The sequence below is a fragment of the Roseobacter phycocola genome (assembly GCF_042055075.2).
Lineage (GTDB): Bacteria > Pseudomonadota > Alphaproteobacteria > Rhodobacterales > Rhodobacteraceae > Roseobacter.
Genome location: NZ_CP194010.1, coordinates 173,186 through 193,162, shown reverse-complemented (window position 1 = coordinate 193,162; position 19,977 = coordinate 173,186). Strand labels below are relative to the sequence as shown.

Here is a 19,977-nt window from a genome sequence, read left to right as displayed (position 1 = left end):
AGAAGGAGCAGGCGACGATGAGCTATGACAGCGCGAAAGCCGCTTTCGCAGAATGGGGTGTCGACACCGAAACCGCCCTGGAGCGGCTGAAGGACATCCCGATTTCGATGCACTGCTGGCAGGGCGATGACGTGGTCGGGTTTGAGACCAGAACAGGCTCATCCGGCGGCGGCATTCAGGCGACAGGCAATCATCCGGGCCGTGCGCGCACCCCTGACGAACTGCGCGCCGATCTGGAGTTCGCCTATTCCATGATCCCGGGACGACACCGTCTGAACCTGCATGCGATGTACCCCGACACAGACGAAGCACCCGACCGGGACGCGCTGGAATACCGGCACTTCGAACCCTGGGTGGACTGGGCGCGTAGCGAGGGCATCGGTCTTGATTTCAACCCGACGTTCTTTGCCCACGAAAAGGCCGACGACAATCTGACCCTTGCTCATCCTGACGCGGGCATCCGCGAATTCTGGGTGGAACATGGCAAGCGGACGCGCGACATCGGCGCCCGGATGGGCAAAGAGCTTGGGTCGCCCTGTGTCAACAACATCTGGGTGCCGGACGGTTTCAAGGATGTGCCCGTGGACCGGATGGCCGCGCGCATGAAGCTCGCGCGGTCGCTTGATGAAATGCTGGCCCCCGAACAGGATCCGCGCCAGATGCGGGATGCCGTTGAATCAAAACTCTTTGGTATCGGGGTCGAGGCCTGCACCGTCGGAAGCCATGAATTCTACATGGGATATGCGCTGCGCAACAGCATCCTGCTCTGTCTGGACATGGGCCATTTTCACCCGACCGAGAATATCGCAGACAAACTGAGCGCTGTTGCTGTTTCGCTGGATCAGATCCTGTTGCACGTATCGCGCCCCATGCGGTGGGACAGCGATCATGTTATTCTGCTGGATGACGCGATCCTTGCAATGGCGCACGAACTTGTCAGCGCCGATCTGCTCGACAGAACATTCATTGGGCTTGATTTCTTTGACGCCACGATCAGCCGCACAGCTGCGTGGGTGATTGGCACGCGCAACATGCAAAAGGCTTTGCTGCGCGCGCTGCTGACACCCATGGAACGGTTACGCGAGGCAGAGACTAATCTGGATTTCACAACCCGCCTCATTCTGACCGAAGAATTCCGCGATCTGCCTTTCGGGGCGGTCTGGTCAGAATTCTGCGCGCGCGCTGATCGTCCGACCGGTCTGGTGCTGCAAAAGGAACTGGACACATATCAGATGCGGGTGGCCGGCCGCGGCTAGCCTGGACAAGACACCGGATTATAGCACTATCGAGGAGACACGGCAGATACTGCCGGGCCTTTTGTCGTGCTGTTTCTGTATTCGGTCGATCAGACGGTCAGTGATGCTGATCCGAGAACGGCTTTTGCGGCCTTGGGTAAACCGGAAGATGCGGGATCCAGACGTGCGGGGGCTGTTCGATCGCATAGATAAACGCCCGTGCGATGTATTCAGGCCGCAATCCTGCGGGTTTCGGGCTGTCAAAAAATGGCGTGTCCGTCATGCCAGGATGAAGGCAGGTCACGCGCCCGCCGGCATCCCCCAGTTCGGCCCCCAGATTGTCGGCATATCCGCGCACAAACCACTTGGTCGCCGAATAGACCGATCCCCAGACCGTACCCTGAGCGGCCAGCGACCCTACCAGGACCAGATGCCCGCCGGATGCTTTCAGGTGCGGCATTGCGTATTTGGCAGTGTAGGTGACGCCGAGACAGTTGACCTCAATCATCTTGCGGAAACTGTCCGTATCACCCGCCTCGGTGCCCCGTTGCGAGGCACCGAGGCCAGCATTCGCCATGACAACATCAAGCCGGCCAAACCGTGCGACGGCTTCGTCCACCAGGCGTTCCTGATCCTCGGCACTGGTAACATCGCAGGACACCGCGAGCGCGTTCTGTGGACCAAACTCTTCTACCAGAGCCTCAAGCCTGTCCGTCCGGCGCGCCGCCAGAACCACCTTGTGACCGGCTTTCACCGCGAACCTTGCACATATTTCGCCAATACCGGAGGACGCACCTGTGATAAGTATGATCTTTTCCATCATTGTTTCTTTCTTCATGCGACCTGTCCGACCGGCAGCGCCGACATGATCAACTCCGCCGTTTTCGTTGCTGATGCGGGGTTCTGACCGGTCACAAGCCGCCCGTCCCGCACGGCATGCGCCTGAAAATCGGGAGCCGTGGACAGTTCGGCCCCCAGTTCCCGCAGTTTCGTTTCCAGAAGGAACGGCACTGCATCCTGCAGACCGACAGCGTGCTCCTCGCTGTCTGTGAAGGCCGCGATCGTCCGGCCCGCCACAAACGGTGTGCCATCAGGCTTCCGGGCACCGGTCAGCCCTGCCGGTCCGTGGCAGACCGCCGCGACCACCTTACCCTGCTGATCAAAGCGTTCGATCAGTTCCGCCAGCTCGCGGTTCTGCGGATAGTCAAACATGGTGCCATGCCCACCGGGCAGGAACACTGCATCAAAGGCTCCGACCTGATCCGACACTGCCGACAGCGGAACACTGTCGCTAATCAGAGCCTGTACTGCAGGATCATCCAGATATCGCTCAACGGATGCGTCGTTTTCGCCCCGGGGCGCAAGGCTGCGGTCATCGACCGGGATCGCACCACCCCTGACAGACGCAACAGTCACCCGCGCGCCGCTGTCCACAAAAGCGTAGTATGGCGTTGTCAGCTCTTCGAGCCAGATTCCGGTCGCATCGCCATTAGTCATTGCACCGGCAGAAGTAGCGACGATCAGAATATTGTTTTGTGACATGTATGCCTCCTTAAGTTTCATGCGACACACATAACCAGCTACCGACATCACAAAACCAAAGCCTTATTTCCATCAGAAATAAATTTTCTTATGCTAAGGTATGTCGCTGACCGTTCTGAGATCCTTTGTCGAAGTCTGCCGTTGCCGGTCGATTACAGCAGCTGCGCGAAACCTTGGCCTGACCCAGCCTGCGGTATCCGGGCATATCGCCACGCTCGAAACGCAGGTCGGGCGGGAGTTGTTTACGCGCAGGTCACGCGGTGTCTCGCCAACTGCATTTGCAGAAGATCTTGCTGCGCAGGTCGGCGACAGCCTTGACCGTGCAGAAGAAGCCCTGGCGCAGGCCAAAGCACGGTCAGCAAGCCTGTCAGGTGTCGTTCACGTGGCAGGACCTGCGGAGTTACTGGCAGAGCGCGTCGCGCCGTCACTGCGGTCACTGCAGGCCTCAGGACTGGATATCCGTCTGCACCCCGGGGGAAAGTCGTCGATCTATCAGCGTCTGACGGCCGGCGAGGTTGACCTAGCATTCACTGCATCAGACCCCGGTCATCCCCTGATTGCCTCGCAAGTCATCGGGTCAGAAAAGCTTTTGGCAGTTGCAGCTCCCGGGATCGCAGACAGGATCAATGACGCGAGGGACCTGAGGGCTGCTTTGCTGGCCGAGCCCATGCTGGCCTATGACAATGACCTGCCGCTCATCAGGGACTGGCTGCAGGCCAACGGGATAAGCGCGGACGGCATTGTGTCCGCGATTTCCGCGCCTGACCTGCGGTTGCTGCGTGCCCTGGCAGAAACCGGGAGCGGATGGTCTGTGATCCCGGATTATCTGTGCTCAGACGCCCTTCAATCCGGCAGGATCACTCTGCTGCGTGGCGTCGCCGATGCGCCGGTTAACCACTTCTATCTTGCCTGGACCAGGTCATCCCTCCGACATCCGCGTGTGGCATTCGCCCGGGAACAACTCCTGCGCAGTCTGGAAGACTGAATGCGTCACAATGCCGGGGTGTGATCTCAACAGGACGCCACCAACCCTGCCAGTAAAGCCGAAACGCGGTTCTGCGTGTCCTCGCAAAGCATCACAGACGCGTGCGTCAGGACGTTAATTCTTCCGCCACCGCCTGTGTTCTTTTAAGACGAAAACAGGCAACGACCCGAGGTCAGATGAATCTGCGAGATCTGGAATACGCAATTGCTGTGGCGCGACGTGGCAGTTTCAGCGCCGCTGCGGAAGACTGCAACGTCTCGCAGCCGGCTCTTTCGAACCAGATCCGGAAGCTGGAAAAGGAACTTGGGACCGATCTTTTTCTGCGCCTGAGTGGCGAGGTCCGCCCCACAGCGTGTGGTCTGAAAGTCACTGAAATCGCGCGGGACGTTCTGCAGCGCGCACAAAGGATCAGGGACACGGCCACGGAATATCGTGATCCGGAGGCCGTACCGTTTAATATTGGCCTGACACCGACGCTGGCGCCTTATCTCACGAAATATTTCTCCGAGCTTTTCAGCGCCCTGTTTCCGGACATGCGCGTGACGATGATCGAGGATCTGCCGCAGAACATGCTGCAGATGGTTGAGAATCACACGCTGGATGTGGCGCTGGTCGCGCGGCTCAATCACAACCCGACCCTGGAGTTCACTTCCATCTGGGAAGAGCCGTTGTTTCTGGCGCTGAGAAAGGGTCACCCCCTCGAAGGGCTGTCGTCTGTCACGCCGGAGGACGTGCCGGTTCACGACTTCATCCGGTTGCCGCATTCCTTCGGCTACGATCTCGAAGCCCGGCTGCCGACACCCGGCCCGGAATCCCGTGCTTCCAAGAAATTTGATCTTACCGCCCTTCGGTTCGAAACGATCTGCCGGCACATCTGCCATTCTGACGATTGTACGATCGTGTCGGCGCTGGCTGCAGAACAGTTTCGTGCGGACAACTGGCCCATGTCCTTCATTCCGTTTGAGGCGCCGGGGCATCTGCGCAATCTGGGGGCCGCCTCCCGGCTGAACTGCCCGCGCAAACCACTTCTTGCAAAGATCGGTGCGTATATTCTGGAAAACCCACCGAAAGGCGTCACGCCCACTTTCGGGACGTGACGCCGTTTCGGATCACTCGATAAAAGTACGGGCAATCCGGTCGCTGAGAGGTTGCGTCAGATAGCTCAGCGCTGTGCGTTCGCCCGTGTTGACAAAAAGGTCGGCCGGCATGCCCGGGACAAGTTCCAGCCCTGCAATGTCATCTGGCTGGGTTTCGTTGAGCTGAACCCGCGCGACATAATAAAAGTCGCCGGTGCGCTCGTCTTCGAGGCTGTCGGCGGAGATATCAACAATGGTCCCCTCTGCCTCAGGCACATCGCCCTGATCAAAAGCCGAAAGACGCACGCGGGAAGACTGACCGATGAAGAGTTTTTCAATGTCTGCCGTATTCACACGCGCCTCGACGATCAGCGGCTGATCAACGGGAACGATGTCAAGGATTGGTTCTCCCGGCCGGATCACTCCACCTGATGTGAATACCGTCATCTCAACCACCCGGCCGCTGACAGGTGCTGTTATTGCCACACGCTTCAGACGCTCAGTCGCCCCGAGATACTGTGGCTCCAGCGTAGCCAGAGATGCTTCTATCCCAGCCAGTTCGGTCGATGCCGCCTCAGCGCGCAGGGTGCGTGCTCCGATCTCGGAAAGGCGCAGTTCGCTGATCGCGTTCCGGGCCTGCGCCTCCTCAGTCTGCAGCGCTGCATCCACACCATGCAGCCGTTCCACCTCCACCCGGCGGGAATTGACGCGCGCGGCGGCAACCAGGCCTTTGTCGAGCAGGGTCTGCAGATTGGCCAGTTCCTGCCGCGTGATGTCCAGCTGACGGGTATTGGATGCCCGCTGGGTTCTCAGCCCACTCAGCTGATCCTCCAGATTGGCGATGCGTTGTTGGGTCAGATCCGCTTCTGCCTCGCGGGAACGCCGTTCAGCATCAAAGAGGAGCTTCTGTGTCGCAAAAGCCGGCAACCATTCAGCAGTCCCGAGGGCAACTTTCATTGTCGCTGCAACGTTCGCCTCGTCAAAAGTATCAGAACTCTGCAACTGGGCGATCAGCCGCGCGCGGCGTACCGAAAGATCGGCGATCTGACCGGCAATCACATCCAGTTCAACGCCGGGATCGGTCCCGTCCAGCTCCAGCAGCGTCTGACCGGCCTCAACCAGATCACCATTCCGCACCAGGATATTGCTGACGATGCCGCCATCAAGATGTTCCACGGTCTTGCGGTTTCCCTCAACAACGAACGACGCGGGAGCAACCACAGCACCGTCAAGTTTCGACACCGTCGCCCAATGGGCCGCACCGCCGATAAAGCCGGAAACGACCAACAGGCCCAGAGCGACAAACCATCCGATGCCGGCACCGGCCGGTTTGCTCTGGATACGGTTATAGTCTTCGAGGCGCAGCACGCCCTGATGCGGTGTTATTGCGAATGCGGGTTTCATTGTGCCATTCCTTTCTCAGAAGGCAGTCCGACAGCGTGCCGGGCCAGTTGTGGGGTTTTGGCGCCGGCCACAGTGGCCTGCTGCCTGGGGCGCAGAATGTCCTCTTTGTTACCGAAGCCTGACTGGGTTCCGCGGCTGAGTGTGAGCACCTTGTTGACGGCTTCGAGCGTGCTGGGGCGATGTGTCATCACGAGAGTGATCGCACCACGTTCGCTTGCCCCCCGGATCGCGTTTCGCAGCGCCAGTTCGCCCTGCGCATCCAGATCAGAGTTCGGCTCATCCAGCACGAGGACAAACGGATCGTCATAAAGCGCCCGGGCCAGGGCTATCCGCTGCCGCTGGCCGCCCGACAGGTGAAAGCCGTTGCCGATCAGCGTTGAATAGCCGTCGGGCAAGCCGCTGATCAAATCGTGCACGTCTGCGGCGTGGGCTGCCGCCAGCACTTTCCCATCGTCGATCGACGTTGAGAAGCGGGCGATATTCTCGCGGATTGTGCCGTCAAAAAGTTGCACGTCCTGTGGCAGGTATCCGATCACCTGGCCCAGTTCTTCGGTGTCCCAGCGGGCCATCGGGGTGCCGTCAAGCCGGATTGCTCCGCGTTGCGGCATCCAGATCCCCGCCAGCATTCTGGCCAGCGTCGATTTCCCCGATCCGCTGTGACCGATCACGGCCAGCACATCACCGGCGGACAGCGAGAACTCAATGCCCCCGATGGTCGCATTCTGCGCCAGCGGCGGTCCGGCCTGGGCAATTGCAGCACTCAGGGTGAGCTGCGGCCGGGGCAGAGAAAGCCTTTTTTCTGCCTGCGGATAGGCTTCGGACAGCGCCTGCAGGGATTTGTAGGACCCCCGGGCTGCCAGAAACGTCCGCCACTGACCGATCAGCTGGTCGATGGGCGCCAGCGCCCTGGCCAGCACAATTGTCGCCGCGATCATCACACCTGCTGTCGCCTGTCCGGTGACCGCGAGTGCGGCACCGAGGCCCAGCATGCCGGACTGGAGCGCCATGCGGATTGTGCGCGACATGACCGAAAACCCGGCCAGACGGTCGGACACACGCGCTTTCAGCTGGTGCGACTGAAATTGCAGAGCTGCCCAGCGCCGGGCGAGATCACCAGTCATACCCATGGCGTGGACGAGCTCTGCGTTTTGCTCACCCGCGGTGAACAAACTGTCTGAACGGACACGCGCCTGAGCGGTTTCCTGCATCAGGCCGGCGGACCGTCCATTGTTGATAAGGGCCATAACTGTCAGAAGCGTCGCCCCTGCGAGCCCCAGTGCCCCGAGGTAAGGGTGCAGCACGTAAAGCACCGCGAGATAGAGCGGAATCCACGGGGCATCAAAGAATGCAACAAGTGTGGGCCCGGAGATGAAATCACGCAGACCGTTCACGTCTGCCGCCGGGTTGTCAGCACCTGCACCGCCCTGCACCCGGCGCCGGATGGCAGATTGCAGAATGGACGCACCGACCGTCAGCTCAAAGCGCGCACCGAGGCGGCTCAGAATACGCATCCGGATCAGATCCAGAAGGCCCGCGACGAGGAAAACACCACCCAGCAGGATGCTGAGGGCAATCAGAGTGTCCATATTCTGGCTGGTGAGGACGCGGTCATAGACCTGCAGCATATAAAGCGGTCCTGCGAGCATCAGGAGGTTGAGGATCATACTGAAGAAGCCGATGGCGACAAAGCCGCTGCGCAGCTTGCCCCATGCTGATTTAACTGTGGATTTTTTCTGAAACATGATGGTGATCTCTTTTCAGGCTGAAGGGGTGGCAACCTGAGCTGCCACCCCGGATTGATCTGATCAGGCGATGAAGTCGTCGTCGGTCAGGTCAGCTGCGCTGACGCCTTCGAGGACAACCCCACCTGCACTGCCGAAGGAGAACATCGCGCCGCTTTCGCTCTGCGTGACGCTCACCTGAGCGGCGAAATCAGGACCAAAGTCACTGAAGTCGAGGCGGTCGACGCCCAGCTCGAAATCCTGGATCACATCGCGGCCAAAGCCCGGTCCGAAGGCAAAGGTGTCAGCGCCTTCACCACCGATCAGGATGTCGTCGCCCGCACCGCCGATGAGGATGTCATCACCACCTTCACCGTTCAGGATGTCATCGCCAGCCTGACCGTTGAGCGTGTTGGAACCGGAATTCCCCGACAGATTGTCATTGCCGCCGTTCGGGCTTGCTGTGTTGTTCGAGCCGTTGATGTTCTCAAAGTTGAACACCTGGTCGAGCGTTGCACCCTCCGGTGCATTGACCTGCGCGACACCGTTGCCATCCTCGTCAAGGTCGAGAATGACGCCCGGGCCCGCAGAGAACAGCGCTGTGTCGGTCCCTGCCCCGCCATCAATGATGTCCGCGCCACCGAAGGAGTGAATGGCGTCATTGCCAGCCCCACCAAACAGAACGTTGAACTCATTGTTCCCGAGGATCAGATCATCGCCGGACGAGCCGATGACGTTTTCGAAGTCATCCACTTCTATCGCAATGTTCCCGTCAACGATGATGGCACCGTCCTGCGGGCCCTCTCCGCCTGTCGCAGCCGGGTTCGGCGCCGGGGCGCTGAGGTCCAGGTCGACAGTCACGCCATTGAAGCTGCTCAGGTCGACCGTATCGCTGTCGCCGGAGCCGACCACGCGCTCGATTGAGCTGAGAACGTCCGTTTCGACCACTTCGGCGATGACATCGAGACCTGACACACCGGTTGGTGATGCTGCATCCAGCGTACCGCCCGCATCCACCAGAGTGTCCTGAGCGATCGGGCCGTTGATCCCAAGAGGCGCATTGTGCAGGTGAATTGCAGAAACACCTCCGGGTCCCGGTGTAAGCAGATCCGCCTCATTCAGACCGGTGACGCTCAGCTCAGAGGAGTACAGAACTTCGCCTTCCTCGTTGAACGAGATCGTCAGGGTCGCTTCACCGGTGGCCTCACTGTCCGACGTGTTCGGTGCAGGCTCCTGGCTTGCATCAAGCGATGCAACGAGCTCGATAACCCGGTCGTGTCCGGAACCGGTATCGCTTACCACTTCGAACTGCCCGCGGATTTCACCGCCCGGGAAGTCGGCTGTGTGGATGTTGTAGTAGAGGTTCCCGTTCAGGGCCTCCTGCACAAATCCGTCCGCATCATCGATGTTTTCTGTGGGTTGCAGCGAAGCACCGACAACCACATCCTGCACGGATACAGAGAACCCTGTTTCGCGGGTGGCTGTTCCGTTGCCGTTCGCGTCAAGACTGACGGTCACCGCAACATCCAGATCCGAGAAATCAGCAGTATCGAAACCCGCGCCGCCTTCGATGAAGTCGTTGCCAAGACCACCGACGATGACATTGTCACCCTCACCGGCGATCAGAACATCGTCACCCGCGCCGCCGTCGACGACACCGTTGATCTGACCAAGGTCGACCACGATGTCGTCTCCGGCACCAAGCAACACATTACCATTTACCAAACCTTCATCATCGTTGACGAATGTCACATCACCTGCTTCGGTCGCGTCGATGGCGTTTACGGAGCCTCTGATTTCGCCGTCGTTCACGATAGCGCCCAGAAGACCCAGCCCGCCGTCAATCCGGATACCTGCAGCGGCGTCGCTGTCTTCAGAACCGGCAATGAGGCCGTCGTTCTGAACGAGACCGGCAAAACCAGCATCTTCCTGGTTGCTGAAGAGACGCAGACCATCACCGACAGTGTTGCCTTCGGTTGCGTCGCCACGACCCTGGAACGTACCGCTGTTGAAGATAGCAGCAGAAACTACGTCCCCATCCACATTGCCGGTCTGCAGCGAAACTGCCGATCCGTCGTTGCCAGACCCGGCATCTACCAGACCAGAGTTTGTGAAGGTATAGTTGTCAGCAGTGCCATCCGCGTACACGGTGCCATTGCGCTGGTCGCCGGTGCCAAGAATGGAGCCGGAGTTCACAACCTCAAGCCCTTCACCGTCGATGTTCACCGCGCGGCTGTCAGATGACACGACCCCGGAGTTCACAAAAGAACCGCCGGAATGATCGCCCGTTCCAAAGTAGACACCGTTCTGAACACCGGCGATTGTGCCGGAGTTGGTCAGTGTGCCCTGGAAATTCACGCCATTGACGACCCGGACACCAGCGACAGTGCCGTTCGCCCCCTCGGACAGGATCGAGCCCGAGTTGGTGATCGCGGCGTCCGTGGTGCCGGTGTTGCCGACATTCCCGATGCGCACACCGTCACCAGCCAGCGACGTCCCGGCTGCTGCGTTTCCGCGGCCCTGGAGTGTGCCGGAGTTTTCAAGGCTGAATGTGTTGGCACCATCCTCAGCGCCACCAATCTCTGCGCCAAAACCGGAACCCTGGTTGCCTTCGCCGGCATCAATTGTACCGCTGGCGATGTTGGACACAGAGAAATCATCGGCTGTGCCGTCGGCGTAGACTGTACCATTGCGCTGGTCGCCTGTGCCAAGGATGTCGCCGCCGTTGAGCAGATCAACGCCTGTACCGTCGATGTTCACCGCACGGCTGCCGGACTGGATCGTGCCAAAGTTCAGCACATCAAGATCGTGATCACCTTCGCCGATGTAAAGACCGTTGCGAACACCCTCGATTACACCGGTTGAGGTGTTGAGAATGCGGCCTTCGGCGGAAGCACCGTCGGCGATACGGATACCACCTGCGGTGCCCTGATTGCTTTCCGACGAGATCAGACCGCTGTTGACGATATCAGTGTCCGAAACAGCCCCTTCCGCGCCGTCGTCGATGCGGATGCCATCGCCCGCGCCGCCTGTGTTCGCGGCTTCCTGGCCACGGCCCTGGATTGTGGCGCCAAAGCCGTTGAAGATGGCATTCGACACCACATCGCCGATTTCGTCACCGACCTGAAGCGAGATACCTGCCCCGCTGTTGTCTGCGCCTGCGTCGATTGTGCCGCCTGAGAAGTTGCTGATGCTGACGTTTTCCGCCGTGGTATTTGTGTAGATTGTACCGTTGCGCTGATCGCCGGTACCGATGATGTCACCAAAGTTGCGGACACTGATGCCGTCGCCTTCGATTTCGACTGCGCGGCTGTCAGAAGAGATGACACCGCCACGGAAGTTGTCGAGCGTGCCCGAACTGCCCGCTCCGCTGAACTCAACACCGTTCAGCTCACCGGCAATGCTGCCAAAGTTGCGGATGTCCGCGCTGGAGCCATCCGTTACCTCAATACCGGTGGCAACATCGCCATCTGCATCGATACTACCGGTGCGGAAATTGAAGATCTGGAGCTCTTCGGCATCTGCCAGCACTGCGGCAGGTGCGTCATTCGTTTCGATCTGTCCAAAGTTGATCAGACGCGCGAAATCATTGTTCAGGATGAATGCAGGAGTGTTGTCAACAATTGTACTCTGAAAAAAGCCGTTGGTCAGGACCTGTCCGTCACGGACGGTTTCCTGAGAAAGCGTTGATGAAGTCAGTAGTCTGGCGCGCAGACTGGCGAGAATTTCGGAAAGCATGGGTGATCTCCGCTTGAGTTCTGGTTTCAGCAGAGATCAGACCGGAACCGTGGCCTCTCTGCCGCTTTACCAAGTGCGGATCATCCTGCGGGTTTGAAATTCTTCCTCCGAATACCCCGTATAGCGAAAGCAAATAGTCACGGCTCACGTGAAGAGGTGATTAAAATATTTTATTTAAAACAGTGCGTTAATAAATTTCTTTAGGCGACTGGTATTTATTCGTTCTCGCCTGTTCACGAAAACGTCGCCGTATTTGAACGCAAAATATGGGATCCGGTGCAGTCTTTTTGGCGTGACATCCGTATTTCAGAGGGCGCCGGGCGACCCACCCCTGAAGAGCATGGCTTTACAAAGCGCACGACGTGCTGGACCAATATGCGCCAGCAGGAACTCATTCCAATCGCCGGATTGATTGCGAACTCCGCTGACAAGAAAGATTTGCCCTGGCAACCCGGGTAATCGCTGCCGAAGGTTCAGTCGTCGCGCCCTGGTTCGTCCGGATTGCTGGAAAACAAGGCGACCTTGTTGCCCTGTGGGTCACGCAGATATCCAACATAGAAATGCGCCCCATATGACGCACGAAAGCCTGGCTGGCCTTCGTCCGACCCGCCAGCGGCAAGCGCTGCCGCGTGCAGGTCGCGAACCATTTGCTGACTGCGCGCCTCGAAAGCGACCATGGAACCATTTCCAGCAGACGCCGCCCCGCCATCAAACGGCGGCTTCACGTAGAAATCGGGAGGAACGACCGACTGGCCAGGAGCTGTCGGCGGCGTATAGCTCAGACCCTCTGGTCCTTCCGAGAACTGAAACCCCAGCGCGGGCAGGAATGCGGAATAGAACTCTTTTGCACCTTCGATATCATCGGCACCGACAGACACATATGCGATCATCAGCCTTGCTCTCTTTTCTGCGAATGCTCTGAACTGCTTGTCTTAACGCTATCCAGCCTTCCCTGAGCGAGCAGGAAAACGGCTATTGATAAGTTCAGGCCTTACCGGCTTTTCGCGAATCAAAACAGGTTTTTCAGCAGTTGGGGTGCAGACACCAGAACACGCACAGGAAATACCCCATAAAATGTATTCGTTTACATTTTTATGTAATCGTATACATTTTTGAGGGAATCACGCGTTTCTGGGAGGAAAACATGAACACATTCGTCAAACACGGATTGCTCGCAGGTGCGCTGTGCGCATTGCCGGCAACATCTTTCGCGCAATCGGAGGTCATCGTCTGGGTGGCTGGTGAACCGGGCCAGACCAATATCTATGATGAGCTCGCAGCGGCCTACAGCGCTCAGCACGCAGATGTCACGGTCACTGTGGTCAAAAACTCGTCCGACCTTTTCAATCCCGCCCTAATCCCGGCTCTCTCTGCGGGCGAAGGGCCTGACCTTTTCTCCTTCGGCACAGGCCCCGGCCAACCCGCTGCTCTCATTGCCGGTGGGCTCGTTGCAGATCTGACGGGCGCATATTTTGAAAACAACTGGTCCGGCACAATACCTGAAGGCATCGTCGTTCAGACATCCAGTGACGGGAAGCTCTGGGCCTTCGGCAACGAGGTCGAGACCACGGGCATGTTCTACAACAAAGCCATATTTGCTGAAAACGGCATCTCTGTTCCCGGCACATGGGCAGAAATGGAAGCTGCCGTGGCTGCCTTGCAGGCCGCCGGATACGATACGCCCATTGGTCTCGGGGCGGCGGACAAATGGCCGGTTTCTCACTGGCAGTCGATGATGTTCGGCCGCTACGCAGGTCCGGAAGGTATTGAGAACGTGCTGTTTGGCGAAGGTGCGTGGACAGATGCCCCCTTTGTGGCGGCATCCGCAAAGCTGCAGGAAATGGGACAGGCGGGCTGGTTCGGGCCAACCCCCGTGGCAATCGGCTACGGTGAACTGATGGACCGTTTCTGGGCTGGCGAAGTGCCGATGACCTTCACCGGGCCATGGGTCATCGGGGGCGGAACGGAAGCCGCCGGAGACCGGATCGGTGACTTCGGCGTGTTCGCAGTGCCACCCTTTGAAGACGGCCAGAGCATTCACCCGACTAATTCTATCGGCAGCGGCTGGTACATCCGCGAAAGCTCCGAAAACAAGGAAGCGGCCGTTGACTTTATGAACTACATGTTTGCCTCAAATGAAGGCCGCACAGCTCTTCTGAATGCAGGGACCGTTCCGGTGGGTCCACTCGACGAAGCGCTGGCTGACGCACAGATGCCCGCTCTTGCGGTGGAAATCTGGAAGAGCGCGGATGAACATGCAGGGAATGGGTCGGTCCCCGCTTTCCTCGACACCATCACACCGGGAAGTCTGACGACAGTGTCCTATGATGGCCTGCAGGCGCTGTTGCTGGACGTCATGACGCCAGAGGAATTTACCTCCGAAATGCAGTCTGCATGGACTGCGGCCAAGGAGGCCGGAGAGATCATGCTGCCAGGCGGTATCGCAGAGCAATAGACCTGCAGCCTCAACGGTCTGCCCGCGGGGTCCTCCCGTTCCGGCGCGGGCAGACCGGACTTCAGTTATCGCGCCATTTGGCGACAGGAGATCAGATATGTTTCCGGACCCGGATTCAAAACTTGCACAGCGCCTGAACCCTGTTCTGTTCCTGTTGCCTGCCCTCACGATCTATATCGTCTTTGCGATCTATCCGACATATTCGGTACTGGAATACTCCTTTACTGACTGGGACGGGATCAGCCCCGAAAAGAACTTTGTCGGGCTGGAGAATTACCAGCGCCTCTTCTCGGACAAAATCTTCTGGGAGGCCTTTCGGAACACCTTTGTCTGGTCCGGCGTCATCATCGTCATAAACGTGGGACTGGGCCTGGTGATCGCGGCAATGCTCGCACGGGTCTGGAAAGCCCGGCTGCTCATTCAGACCTGTATCGTTCTGCCGGTCGTGATTTCACCGATGGCCGTAGCGACGATCTGGCGCTGGATGTACCAGCCTGCCGGCGTGATAAACCAGGTGCTCGAAAACATTGGCCTCGGTGCTTTTGCCACCCCCTGGCTGGGCAGCCCCGACGCAGTGCTATACGCCCTCGCCTTTGCCCACAGCTGGTCGACCATCGGACTGAGCGTCATCATTTTTCTGGCTGGGCTGCAGGCCGTGGACGAAGACCTTTATGAAGCCGCGCGCGTGGATGGCGCGAACCCGCTGCAATCCTTCCGCTATGTCACGATGCCCGCTCTGCGCCCTGTGACAGCAGTCGTTTTTATTCTCACACTTACGCAGTCATTCAAAGTCTTCGACATCGTCTGGGCAACAACACAGGGTGGCCCGATCAGGTTCAGCGAAATTCTCTCAACTTACATGTACAAACGCGGCGCGCTTGAGAACCAGTACGGATACGGCTCCGCCATCGGTGTGGCGCTTCTGGTGATCGTCAGCATCGCGACCATTTTCTACATGCAGATACAGAACAGGGAGGACCGGTAATGGGTCGCTGGATCCTGCTGTTCATCCTGGGCGTGATTGCCATTCTGATGGTCTCGCCATTGATCCTGACGGTTTTTACGTCGCTGAAGCCAACAACTGAGCTTGTGAACCCGCCGTGGTATCCCCCGATCAGCATGACCTTTGAGCATTATGTCCGCGTTTGGACGGATGGCGGTTTCAGCCGCTATTTCCTCAACACGCTGATCATCTCAGTCATCGATGCTGTCGTGATGATCGGCATCGCCTCGCTCGCGGCTTATGCGATGGTGTTCATGGAGTTCCGTGGGAAAGTATTTCTGCAGATTCTGTTTCTGATCGGCCTGATGATCCCGGTGACCGCCATTGTGCTGCCGCTCTTTCAGATTGTGCGGTCATTTGGCCTGCTCAACACACATCTCGGGGTCATCTTTGCGGACCTTGCTCTTGCAGTATCAATCTTCATCTTCATGTTCTCTTCTTACTTCGCCGGTGTCCCGAAAGCGCTGCACGAAGCGGCCCGCATCGATGGGGCAACCGAATTTCAGATCTACCGCAGGGTTGTGATGCCGATTGCAACACCGGCTGTCGTAACGACCGCGCTGCTGGAGTTTTTGTGGAGCTGGAATGATCTGCTGCTCAGGCTGCTTCTGATGACCCAGGACGGGATGCGCACGCTTTCTGTCGGCCTGCTGAATTTCCAGGGAACAATGACACGTGATGTCACGGGGCTGTCCAGCGGCACCGTCATTATGGCCATTCCTGTTGTTCTTCTGTTCCTGTTTTTCCAGCGGCACTTTGTACGCGGCATGACCGCAGGAGCGGTAAAATGAGGTCCCATGTTTCCAATCCCCTGCTCATCCTGGATCAGCATTTCCGGCAGGTAGAAGAGCTTTTCCGCCCTGCGGCTTTCGAGGAACTGGGCACACTGTGCGACATTCATGGTGGGGTAAACTGGCCTATGGACCGGGCGGATTTTCTCAGCCGGTTGCCCGATGCTCAGTTTGTGGTTGCCGCAAAACCGGAGCTGAGCCGGGATGATCTGGCCAGGGCTCCGGATCTGAAAGCTGTGATTGAAGTCTCAGGCACATTTCAGACCGGCCTCGATTATGAGGCCTGCTTTGACCGCGGGGTAGAAGTACTTTCATGCGCGCCGGGTTTCCGGCAGTCGGTGGCCGAAATGGCCCTTGGTCTGATGATCGCCGGATGCAGGGGCATTGTGGATGAGCACGAACGGTTCCGGGCGGGCAGCGAGCGCTGGTTCAACGACAACGCAGGTACAGACTTTTCGCTCTATGGACAGCGGATCGGGTTTGTCGGCTTTGGGTCCATTGCGCAGGAATGCGTCCGCCTGCTGGCTCCGTTTGCGCCGCGCGTTGATGCTTACGACCCCTGGCTCAGGGCGTCGGGCGCGACCTTTGACAGGGTCGGGTTCCACGATCTCGAACGTGTCGTCACGCAGAACCGGCTGGTCGTAATCGCGGCGACGCCCACGGAGGAAAACCATCACCTCGTTTCGCGTACACTGATCGAAAGCATGCCACGCGGCACACTGGTTGTTGTGATCAGCAGGTCGCATCTGGTGGATTTCGACGCGCTTGTCGAAGCGGCCGAAGCCGGGCGTATCCGGGTGGCCAGCGACGTGTTCCCGGCTGAACCTGTTCCAAAGCGGGCGGGCTTCCGGCAGGCAGAAAACGTGATCTGGTCGCCGCACCGCGCAGCCGCAGTCGAGGGCGGACGCCACCCGATCGGCGACATGATCCTGCACGATGTCCGTGCAATTCTCGCAGGCTCTGATCAGCGTCAGCTGCAGCCGGCGTCACCCGAGACAGTAAGAAAGATCATCCGCGCACCATTGGCGGCGGGATAAGGGAGAACCAAGATGGCTGGTGTGGAACTCAGAAACCTGTCCAAGGCATACGGCGATGTCGAGGTCCTGCATGACATCAATCTGTCCATCTCAGATGGCGAGTTCGTAGTCTTTGTCGGGCCGTCCGGATGCGGCAAGTCAACGCTGCTGCGCATGATTGCCGGCCTTGAAGACGTGACCGGCGGAGATCTGATGATCGGTGAAACGCGCGCCAATACCCTGTCGCCGCGCCAAAGGGACATTGCGATGGTTTTTCAGTCCTATGCGCTCTATCCGCAGATGACCGTTGCAGAAAACATGGGGTTTTCCCTGAGCCTGGAACGGCGTCCGAAAAATGAGATCGCAGCGAAAGTACAGGAAGCGGCAGATGCGCTCAAGCTGGGCCCCTACCTTGACCGTAAGCCAGGTCAGTTGTCCGGGGGGCAGCGCCAGCGCGTGGCGATCGGCCGGGCCATTGTGCGCAGCCCTCAGGTTTTTCTGCTGGATGAGCCACTGTCCAATCTCGATGCAGCGCTGCGCTCGGAAACCCGTGTCGAAATCAGCGAGCTGCACCAGCGCATGCAGACGACAATGATCTACGTAACGCATGACCAGGTCGAAGCGATGACCATGGCTGACCGTATTGTCGTTCTGAACGGCGGGTACATTGAACAGGTGGGCAGCCCGATGGATTTGTACAATCACCCGGCAACTGAGTTTGTTGCAGGCTTTATCGGCTCACCCAAAATGAATTTCGTAAAAGGCCGCTATGCGGACGCCGTTGGTGCCGCGACACTGGGCGTGCGGCCGGAGCACTTCACCCTTGGCCGGAACGACGATTCCTGGGAAGGCCAGGTGACTCTGGTCGAACGGCTGGGCCACGACACCATTCTCTATGTGCGCGTGCCGGATGCCGGTGTTCTGACGGTCAGCCTTGACGGACAGCACGATCAGGAAGTCGGCGACACTGTTCACTTGCGACCACGCCCTGACTTCATTCATAAATTCAATGATCAGGGCCGGCCTGTTGCCGCCTGAAAGAGCCGGATACGAAAATGACCTCAAAGCGCCCAACAGTTAAGGACGTCGCACGCGAGGCAGGTGTGTCTGTTGCCACTGTCAGTCGCGCTATGTCGCGCCCGGATGACGTAAAGGCCAAGACGCGCGATCATGTGTTCAAGGTCATGAAACGTCTTGGCTACAGAGCCAATCAGGCGGCTGGCGATTTGCGGCGCGGGCGCAGCAGAACACTGCTGGTTCTGGTGTCCGAGATCACCAACGCTTTCTTTGCTGAATTCTTCAAAGGAATTGAGGAGGAAGCCCGCGCCCACGGCTATGTTCTGCTGATCGGTGACACCTCTGAGGATGCCGAAAGCGAACGCGCCTTTTCCGACATGCTGCTGATGAACAAGGCGGGCGGGCTCATTCTGAACACCAATGGCTTTCTGGAAGATCTTCTGCCGAGTGACGAGAACGGCGTCTATGCAGGGCCTCCGGTTGTGTCCTGCGGCGGGCACAAGGAAATCGAGCTGCCCACCGTCCGGACCGACGATGTCATGGGTGGCAGGCTGGCCGCCGGGCATCTGATAAAACTCGGGCACCGCGACATCGTTCAGGTATGTGGCCCTCTGCAGACCAATGGAATGGAACGCCGCTATCACGGGTTTTCTCAGACACTGAAAAACGCGGGCATACCGCTCCAGAATGACCGTGAACTGACCGGTCATCTTTCTGTGGAGTATGGCCTTGAAGCAGCACAGCGCCTGCTGGCATCCGGCGATCTGCCCACCGCAGTCTTCGTGCACAATGACGAAACCGCGACCGGTTTGCTGCATGGTCTGGTTCGTGCCGGGGTGCGCGTGCCCGAAGACATATCGGTCATTGGCTACGATGACATGCCATATGCGGCTATCTTCAATCCGGGTCTGACGAGTGTCCGCCTGCCCCGTCGCGAATGGGGCCAGCTTGCCTGTCGTAAACTCATAGCCATTCTCAACGATGAGGACGGCGCCGACGCACCTGTTGTGATCCGGCCGGAACTTATTGTCCGCGCCAGCACGGCGCCCCCTCGAGGTTCCGGTGGACAGAGAGGCGCAGGATGATCCGCACAGTAGTCTGGGGCGAGAACGTCCACGAACAAGCCAGCGAAACGGTGGCGTCAGTCTATCCGGACGGGATGCACAACTGCATTGCAGCCGCTCTGAATGAAGATCCCGGCATAAGTGCGACCACAGCAACTCTGCAGGAGGCCGAACATGGCCTGCGGCAAGCCCGCCTTGAAGCTACGGATGTGCTCATCTGGTGGGGGCACGCCGCTCACGGAGAGGTTTCCGACGAAGTCGTCGACCGGGTCGCGGAGGCGGTCTGGGGCGGGATGGGGCTTATCCTCCTGCATTCCGCGCATTTCGCCAAGATTTTCAAAAAGCTGATGGGCACGCCCTGTTCGCTGACGTGGAGGGAAGCCGGGGAGCGCGAAAGGCTGTGGGTGACAACGCCCGGGCATCCGATCGCCCACGGATTGCCTGAGTTCTTTGAACTTGAGCACGAAGAAATGTATGGCGAGCCGTTTCGTGTCCCGGAACCGCTTGAGACGGTATTCATCAGCTGGTTTCAGGGTGGTGAAGTATTCCGGTCAGGACTGACCTATCGGTGCGGTGCGGGGAATGTGTTTTACTTCCGGCCAGGGCATGAAACCTACCCAACTTACTATGACACGAACGTACGCCTTGTGCTGAGGAACGCCGTGAAATGGGCGTGCCCCGGGTCAGAGCGTATCCGCAGTGTAGGTGAGGCACCAAACCGCGAGACAGAAAACGCGCCTGAAGCCATTGAGGAGCGCGGTCCGAAACTGCACACCGACGGCCAGGGCGGGTTTCGCTAGCCTGCGAGCCAGGCACCGCAGCCGGTGGAAGCTCAGCCACGGTACCCGTCATTTTGTATCGTGGGACAGGTGTCGCTACCTGCGATTGTAATTTGTATGTATGTGAATATTTCATTTTCGGCGAAAAATC

At 58.7% G+C, this 19,977-nt stretch carries 16 protein-coding genes; 10 read left to right on the top strand and 6 right to left on the bottom strand.

Features of this window, described 5'->3' with window-relative positions:
- The first annotated feature begins 17 nt into the window (after positions 1–17).
- On the top strand, positions 18–1,256 hold the full coding sequence (locus tag AB4K19_RS01250; RefSeq protein WP_375230159.1) for an L-rhamnose isomerase: 1,239 nt from the start codon (positions 18–20) through the stop codon (positions 1,254–1,256).
- 97 nt (positions 1,257–1,353) lie between these two features.
- Here the strand turns inward: AB4K19_RS01250 and AB4K19_RS01245 are convergent, their stop codons facing one another.
- Complete coding sequence (locus AB4K19_RS01245) at positions 1,354–2,073, bottom strand: SDR family oxidoreductase (RefSeq protein ID WP_375230158.1); 720 nt, start codon at positions 2,071–2,073, stop codon at positions 1,354–1,356.
- Positions 2,070–2,777, bottom strand: a complete 708-nt coding sequence (locus AB4K19_RS01240; protein ID WP_375230157.1) for a type 1 glutamine amidotransferase domain-containing protein — start codon at positions 2,775–2,777, stop codon at positions 2,070–2,072. Before AB4K19_RS01240 ends, AB4K19_RS01245 begins: the two co-directional genes overlap by 4 nt.
- A gap of 100 nt (positions 2,778–2,877) precedes the next feature.
- Here AB4K19_RS01240 and AB4K19_RS01235 point away from each other — a divergent pair, with 100 nt between their 5' ends.
- Together AB4K19_RS01235 and AB4K19_RS01230 are read left to right on the top strand one after the other, a co-directional pair.
- Positions 2,878–3,762, top strand: a complete 885-nt coding sequence (locus AB4K19_RS01235) for a LysR family transcriptional regulator (RefSeq protein WP_375230156.1) — start codon at positions 2,878–2,880, stop codon at positions 3,760–3,762.
- A 176-nt stretch (positions 3,763–3,938) separates the two neighbouring features.
- Positions 3,939–4,859: a LysR family transcriptional regulator gene (locus tag AB4K19_RS01230; RefSeq protein WP_375230155.1), complete on the top strand. Its 921-nt coding sequence runs from the start codon at positions 3,939–3,941 to the stop codon at positions 4,857–4,859.
- A 12-nt stretch (positions 4,860–4,871) separates the two neighbouring features.
- Here AB4K19_RS01230 and AB4K19_RS01225 read toward each other — a convergent pair whose 3' ends face one another.
- The 4 genes from AB4K19_RS01225 to AB4K19_RS01210 all read right to left on the bottom strand — a co-directional run bounded on the left by AB4K19_RS01225 (position 4,872) and on the right by AB4K19_RS01210 (position 12,591).
- On the bottom strand, positions 4,872–6,242 hold the full coding sequence (locus AB4K19_RS01225; protein WP_375230154.1) for an HlyD family type I secretion periplasmic adaptor subunit: 1,371 nt from the start codon (positions 6,240–6,242) through the stop codon (positions 4,872–4,874).
- On the bottom strand, positions 6,239–7,984 hold the full coding sequence (locus tag AB4K19_RS01220; protein ID WP_436398767.1) for a type I secretion system permease/ATPase: 1,746 nt from the start codon (positions 7,982–7,984) through the stop codon (positions 6,239–6,241). The genes AB4K19_RS01225 and AB4K19_RS01220 overlap by 4 nt, the downstream gene beginning before the upstream one ends.
- Positions 7,985–8,047: 63 nt before the next feature.
- Entirely contained in the window at positions 8,048–11,701 is a 3,654-nt protein-coding gene (locus AB4K19_RS01215; protein WP_375230151.1) for a CHRD domain-containing protein, read from the bottom strand.
- A 473-nt stretch (positions 11,702–12,174) separates the two neighbouring features.
- Positions 12,175–12,591: a VOC family protein gene (locus AB4K19_RS01210; protein ID WP_375230150.1), complete on the bottom strand. Its 417-nt coding sequence runs from the start codon at positions 12,589–12,591 to the stop codon at positions 12,175–12,177.
- Between the two features lie 254 nt (positions 12,592–12,845).
- On the opposite strand from AB4K19_RS01210, the gene AB4K19_RS01205 reads away from it, so the two are divergent.
- From AB4K19_RS01205 to AB4K19_RS01175, 7 genes are all read left to right on the top strand, one after another.
- Positions 12,846–14,156 (top strand): extracellular solute-binding protein, encoded by a 1,311-nt coding sequence (locus tag AB4K19_RS01205; protein ID WP_375230149.1) that lies wholly within the window; start codon positions 12,846–12,848, stop codon positions 14,154–14,156.
- Between the two features lie 97 nt (positions 14,157–14,253).
- On the top strand, positions 14,254–15,141 hold the full coding sequence (locus tag AB4K19_RS01200; RefSeq protein ID WP_375230148.1) for a carbohydrate ABC transporter permease: 888 nt from the start codon (positions 14,254–14,256) through the stop codon (positions 15,139–15,141).
- On the top strand, positions 15,141–15,950 hold the full coding sequence (locus tag AB4K19_RS01195) for a carbohydrate ABC transporter permease (protein ID WP_375230147.1): 810 nt from the start codon (positions 15,141–15,143) through the stop codon (positions 15,948–15,950). Before AB4K19_RS01200 ends, AB4K19_RS01195 begins: the two co-directional genes overlap by 1 nt.
- Positions 15,947–16,987, top strand: coding sequence for an NAD(P)-dependent oxidoreductase (locus tag AB4K19_RS01190; RefSeq protein WP_375230146.1), 1,041 nt, complete (start codon positions 15,947–15,949; stop codon positions 16,985–16,987). The genes AB4K19_RS01195 and AB4K19_RS01190 overlap by 4 nt, the downstream gene beginning before the upstream one ends.
- Positions 16,988–16,999: 12 nt before the next feature.
- The gene (locus AB4K19_RS01185) at positions 17,000–18,004 is read left to right on the top strand and encodes an ABC transporter ATP-binding protein (protein WP_436398764.1); all 1,005 of its coding nucleotides are present in this window, start codon (positions 17,000–17,002) and stop codon (positions 18,002–18,004) included.
- A gap of 17 nt (positions 18,005–18,021) precedes the next feature.
- On the top strand, positions 18,022–19,068 hold the full coding sequence (locus AB4K19_RS01180) for a LacI family DNA-binding transcriptional regulator (protein WP_375230145.1): 1,047 nt from the start codon (positions 18,022–18,024) through the stop codon (positions 19,066–19,068).
- Positions 19,065–19,847, top strand: a complete 783-nt coding sequence (locus AB4K19_RS01175; RefSeq protein ID WP_436398762.1) for a ThuA domain-containing protein — start codon at positions 19,065–19,067, stop codon at positions 19,845–19,847. The genes AB4K19_RS01180 and AB4K19_RS01175 overlap by 4 nt, the downstream gene beginning before the upstream one ends.
- Positions 19,848–19,977 lie beyond the last annotated feature (130 nt).

Excerpts from the sequence above, each read along its gene's own strand:
- AB4K19_RS01250 (WP_375230159.1), top strand. The coding sequence starts at position 18 with ATGAGCTATGACAGCGCGAAAGCCGCTTTCGCAGAATGGGGTGTCGAC.
- AB4K19_RS01245 (WP_375230158.1), bottom strand. The coding sequence starts at position 2,073 with ATGAAGAAAGAAACAATGATGGAAAAGATCATACTTATCACAGGTGCG.
- AB4K19_RS01240 (WP_375230157.1), bottom strand. The coding sequence starts at position 2,777 with ATGTCACAAAACAATATTCTGATCGTCGCTACTTCTGCCGGTGCAATG.
- AB4K19_RS01235 (WP_375230156.1), top strand. The coding sequence starts at position 2,878 with ATGTCGCTGACCGTTCTGAGATCCTTTGTCGAAGTCTGCCGTTGCCGG.
- AB4K19_RS01230 (WP_375230155.1), top strand. The coding sequence starts at position 3,939 with ATGAATCTGCGAGATCTGGAATACGCAATTGCTGTGGCGCGACGTGGC.
- AB4K19_RS01225 (WP_375230154.1), bottom strand. The coding sequence starts at position 6,242 with ATGAAACCCGCATTCGCAATAACACCGCATCAGGGCGTGCTGCGCCTC.
- AB4K19_RS01220 (WP_436398767.1), bottom strand. The coding sequence starts at position 7,984 with ATGTTTCAGAAAAAATCCACAGTTAAATCAGCATGGGGCAAGCTGCGC.
- AB4K19_RS01215 (WP_375230151.1), bottom strand. The coding sequence starts at position 11,701 with ATGCTTTCCGAAATTCTCGCCAGTCTGCGCGCCAGACTACTGACTTCA.
- AB4K19_RS01210 (WP_375230150.1), bottom strand. The coding sequence starts at position 12,591 with ATGATCGCATATGTGTCTGTCGGTGCCGATGATATCGAAGGTGCAAAA.
- AB4K19_RS01205 (WP_375230149.1), top strand. The coding sequence starts at position 12,846 with ATGAACACATTCGTCAAACACGGATTGCTCGCAGGTGCGCTGTGCGCA.
- AB4K19_RS01200 (WP_375230148.1), top strand. The coding sequence starts at position 14,254 with ATGTTTCCGGACCCGGATTCAAAACTTGCACAGCGCCTGAACCCTGTT.
- AB4K19_RS01195 (WP_375230147.1), top strand. The coding sequence starts at position 15,141 with ATGGGTCGCTGGATCCTGCTGTTCATCCTGGGCGTGATTGCCATTCTG.
- AB4K19_RS01190 (WP_375230146.1), top strand. The coding sequence starts at position 15,947 with ATGAGGTCCCATGTTTCCAATCCCCTGCTCATCCTGGATCAGCATTTC.
- AB4K19_RS01185 (WP_436398764.1), top strand. The coding sequence starts at position 17,000 with ATGGCTGGTGTGGAACTCAGAAACCTGTCCAAGGCATACGGCGATGTC.
- AB4K19_RS01180 (WP_375230145.1), top strand. The coding sequence starts at position 18,022 with ATGACCTCAAAGCGCCCAACAGTTAAGGACGTCGCACGCGAGGCAGGT.
- AB4K19_RS01175 (WP_436398762.1), top strand. The coding sequence starts at position 19,065 with ATGATCCGCACAGTAGTCTGGGGCGAGAACGTCCACGAACAAGCCAGC.